4 protein-coding genes and 1 pseudogene are annotated in these 3881 nt (G+C 63.8%); 3 read left to right on the top strand and 2 right to left on the bottom strand.

The features are described 5' to 3' along the window. Nucleotides 1–328: 328 nt before the first annotated feature. On the bottom strand, nucleotides 329–976 hold the full coding sequence (gene chpT, locus FNJ47_RS45075; protein ID WP_163163104.1) for a histidine phosphotransferase ChpT: 648 nt from the start codon (nucleotides 974–976) through the stop codon (nucleotides 329–331). Nucleotides 977–1127: 151 nt separating this feature from the next. Between chpT and cysQ the strand changes: the two genes are divergently transcribed. Continuing rightward, nucleotides 1128–1955 carry a 3'(2'),5'-bisphosphate nucleotidase CysQ gene (gene cysQ / locus FNJ47_RS45070; protein ID WP_163163102.1) on the top strand — a complete coding sequence of 276 codons (828 nt, stop codon included), beginning with the start codon at nucleotides 1128–1130 and terminating at the stop codon, nucleotides 1953–1955. On the opposite strand, the gene FNJ47_RS45065 is transcribed toward cysQ, so the two are convergent. After that, nucleotides 1956–2420: a YHS domain-containing (seleno)protein gene (locus tag FNJ47_RS45065; protein WP_163163100.1), complete on the bottom strand. Its 465-nt coding sequence runs from the start codon at nucleotides 2418–2420 to the stop codon at nucleotides 1956–1958. Between the two features lie 153 nt (nucleotides 2421–2573). Between FNJ47_RS45065 and FNJ47_RS45060 the strand changes: the two genes are divergently transcribed. Next, nucleotides 2574–3179, top strand: a complete 606-nt coding sequence (locus tag FNJ47_RS45060) for a DUF1134 domain-containing protein (RefSeq protein ID WP_163163098.1) — start codon at nucleotides 2574–2576, stop codon at nucleotides 3177–3179. A 152-nt stretch (nucleotides 3180–3331) separates the two neighbouring features. Then, nucleotides 3332–3881, top strand: a pseudogene (locus tag FNJ47_RS45055) (hypothetical protein); the annotation flags it as partial.

The following is a 3881-nucleotide window of genomic DNA, read 5'->3' as shown; positions in this document are numbered from 1 at the left end:
AAGACGGAAAATGTTATCCAGGATCTTCGCGTTGTTCGGATCCTGCTCGAACTGCACCAGCTGGTTGTCGACCGTATCCAGGCTCTCGCTGCTCTCCGTCAGGAACTCGCGCAACAGATCGTCCATGAAACCAACCTTCGAAAAACGCCGAAAACGCTGCGGCGCGCGACATCGACGCGCCGGAGGGAACTTTGGTCAGCTTCTCCGCAAAGCGTTTAAGTTTGGTTGAGTAAATGGAAAAGAACGGGATCAACAAAGAGATAAGGCCGCGCGATCGAATCGCACGGCCCGTCGTAACCTTTGATTAATGATGTCGCCGCGGCCGCGTTCAGGACGCCGCGATAATCACCTTGTCGCCGTCGAGCGCGAGCGTCACCTTCAGCCCGGAAGCGTCCGCCAGCAGGCGCGTGTAATGCGGCTGCACCGCATGCGCATCGACCGTGTTCGCGGAGCTTGCATTGAGCAGGTCGACGATGTTCTGCGGCACCCGCGCATTGAGGCCCGCGGCCGTGATGCGGAAGCTCATCGCCTCGCCCTCGCCGACCGGATCGATCAACAGCGTGCCGCCGCGCGGGATGGTCTGCTGTGCAATCACCAGCATGTTCAACAGCAGCTTGACCCGGTTCTTGGGCAGCAGCAGCCGCGGCAAATTCCAGGTCAGCGTCACCTTGCCGTCCTCGATATGCCCCTTCGCCATGTTCTGGGCATCGCCGAGGTCGATCTGCGCGCCGGAGGAACCGGCCGCGCCGAACGCCAGCCGGCAGAACTGCAGCCGCGCCGAAGCGGTCTTGGCGCTCTTGCGGATCAGATCGAGCGCGAACTCGCGGTCTTCGGGCTTGGGATTGTCGTCAAGGACCTCAAGCCCATTGACGATCGCGCCGACCGGACTGATGAGATCGTGACAGACCCGCGAGCACAACAGCGCCGCGAGTTCGAGCGCGTCGGGAGCGGGACCGGGAGACGAAGTGCCAGACATCAATTGTTTCCTGGAAAGCCGCACGCCGCCGCAGGGGTGCGAATCACGCATGCCTGTCGGCTTGATACACCGGGCAGACGGATGCTGCCAGCTTGCGGCGAGACCGGCATCATGATCTCAGGGGAAGACGAACAGGATATGAGACCCGCTCATGAATAAGGCACAATCGGCCGCCCTCGACTGCGATAAGGCCGCCACGCTGCTCGAATCGCTGACCGAACTGGTGATCCGGGCGGGCGAGGCGATACTTGCGGTCAACCGTTCCGCCATGAATGTGACCGGCAAGAGTGACGGCTCGCCGGTCACCGAGGCCGATCTCGCCGCCGACCACATCATCGTCGAAGGACTGACCCGGCTCGCGCCGCATGTCTCGCTGCTGTCGGAGGAGCGCGTTCATCTGGCAACGCCGCCCTACAAGGACAGCTTCTTCCTGATCGATCCGCTCGACGGCACCAAGGAGTTCGTCGCCGGCCGCGACGAATTCACCGTCAATGTGGCGCTGGTCACGCACGGCGTGCCGCTGCTCGGCATCGTCGGTGCGCCGGCGCTGGGGCTGATCTGGCGCGGCATCGTCGGCAAAGGCGCCGAGCGACTGACGCTAAAGGACAACGCGGTTTCGCAGGCCGTACCGATCAAGACCCGCCCCTGCCCGCCGCGCGGCGCGCCGTGGACGGTTGCGGTCAGCCGCTCACATGGCGATGCGCGCACCGAAGCCTTCATCGACGAACGCGGCGGTGCGGTCCGCGCCGTGCTTGGATCGGCGGTCAAATTCGGCCGTGTCGCGGAGGGCGAGGTCGATATCTATCCACGTCTGTCGCCGACGTCGGAATGGGATGTGGCGGCCGGTCACGCCGTCGTCGTTGCGGCCGGCGGCAAGGTGACCGATTCGAAAGGGAGCCAACTGCATTTCGGGCTCGGCCGCGAAGACTTTCTGGTGCCGGAATTCATTGCCTGGGGCGACCCGGCCGCGGCGTCGTGATTATTGCGCGAGACTTTCTTCCAGCTCCGGCCAGCGCGCCTTGGCTTCCTTCAGGAAGCGCGCGGGATCGGCGGCGAAGGCATCGCGGCTGTGTTCACGATTGAACAGATAAAGCCTGTTCCCGACGACGGCCCAGAATCGCGGATTGCCCGCGCAGGTCACGCCCCGCACCAGATCGGTCGGATCGTAACCACCGAACTGCGGACCATAGATTTCGGGATGCGCCACGAACGAGGCACGGTTGCCCTCGTTGCGGAAACGCCAGACCACACCGCTGTCGGCGGCCTCGTATTCCGGCCGCCCCTGGGTGGCGGCGGCATCGGTGAAATAAGCAACGGGATCGAATCCCTCGATCGCCAATCCGGAGTAGCGGTTCGTCACCACGCGCTCGGTCGTCGTGGCCTGAACAGGCAAGAAGGGCCAGACAGCCGCCAAAATGCCCGCCAACAGGCCGAAAAAGGCCATGCCGCGGCACGATCCATATCTTTCCTGCCGTTGTGCCGTCATAGTTGATACCGATAACATCCGAGTCGAGGGGACACTGGGCGCAACCTAGAGCCGTGCCTGTTGGCATCAGGTTAAAGGGCAACGCCCAGATTTCGATAGCAGGGGTTCTTTATGACTTTCGCATCACGCCTTGCCGCGGTCGCGTTCGCCGCGCTGATGTGCTGGAGCGCAGGGGCGTCCGCGCAGCAGCCCCCACAGCCGCAATATCCACCGCCACAGCGTGAGCCGACCCCGTATACTTACGGGCCAGACGAACTGGTCGGCGCCGGACACAAGTTCTTTGGCAATGTCTCGCGCGGGCTCGCGTCGGTCATCGAGCGCGCCGTCAGCCAATGGGGCCTGCCCAATGGTTATGTGCTCGGTGAGGAAGGCTCCGGCGCGTTCGTGGCCGGGCTGCGCTATGGCGAAGGCACGCTCTACACCAAGAACGCCGGCGACCTCAGGGTCTATTGGCAAGGCCCCTCGGTCGGCTTCGACTGGGGCGGCGACGGCGCCCGGACCATGACGCTGGTCTACAACCTGCCCTCGACCCAGGCGATCTACCAGCGCTTCGTCGGCATCGACGGCTCTGCCTATATCGTCGGCGGCTTCGGCATGACGGCGCTGACCGCCAACAACATCGTGCTGGTCCCGATTCGCTCGGGCATCGGCTTGCGGCTCGGCGCCAGCGTCGGCTATCTCAAATTCACCCCGCGCGCGACCTGGAACCCGTTCTAGGTCGCTGCCCTGATCGGGTGACGCCGCCGGCGCTCCGGCGCGGTTAGCGATTCAGGTTAACGCGGCAAACGGGCTGGCCTTTGGCTGGCCCGCCGTGGCATTGTGATTAACAAATTCCTTCTTTGCTTCTTCTTTCCTTGGAGTGACCCTTCATGATCGAGATGATCATGTACGCGGCGGTCGGTTTCCTGCTCTCGATGGTGTGCGGACTGATGATCATGCCGCTGGTGCATAACCGGGCGGTGCGGCTGACCACGCGTCGCATGGAGGCGGCCACCCCGCTGTCGATGGCCGAGATCCAGGCCGACAAGGACCAGCTCCGCGCCGAATTCGCCATGTCGGCCCGTCGGCTCGAGATGAGCGTCGACCAGCTCAAGAGCAAGACCACGAGCCAGCTTGCCGAGCTCGGCAAGAAGACCGATGCGATCAACCGCATGAAGATCGAGCTGGGCGAGAAGAACGCCGCGATCTTCGCGCTGGAGGCGCGCGAGAAGGCGATGAAGGAGCAGCTTCGCGCCACCGAGGAAGAGTTCGGCGCCAAGGCCGAGCTGTTGCGCAACGCCGAGCAGGCGCTGACCGACAAGCAGAGCGAGCTCGGCAAGCTGGCTCGTGGTCTTGCTCTTGAGCTGGTCGACGCTCATCTCGAGCCGACGGGCCGACATGGCGAATTCGGCGCGGAGCTGGTCCTTGTCGGCCTGGATC

This window comes from Bradyrhizobium uaiense, from assembly GCF_010811875.1.
GTDB classification, from domain to species: Bacteria; Pseudomonadota; Alphaproteobacteria; order Rhizobiales; family Xanthobacteraceae; genus Bradyrhizobium; species Bradyrhizobium uaiense.
Note: the sequence above shows the minus strand (reverse complement) of the source record. Positions and strands in the feature narration are given on the sequence as shown.

Bases quoted from the DNA above. Each gene is read 5' to 3' on its own strand.
- cysQ (WP_163163102.1), top strand. From the start codon at position 1,128: ATGAATAAGGCACAATCGGCCGCCCTCGACTGCGATAAGGCCGCCACG.
- FNJ47_RS45060 (WP_163163098.1), top strand. From the start codon at position 2,574: ATGACTTTCGCATCACGCCTTGCCGCGGTCGCGTTCGCCGCGCTGATG.
- FNJ47_RS45065 (WP_163163100.1), bottom strand. From the start codon at position 2,420: ATGGCCTTTTTCGGCCTGTTGGCGGGCATTTTGGCGGCTGTCTGGCCC.
- chpT (WP_163163104.1), bottom strand. From the start codon at position 976: ATGTCTGGCACTTCGTCTCCCGGTCCCGCTCCCGACGCGCTCGAACTC.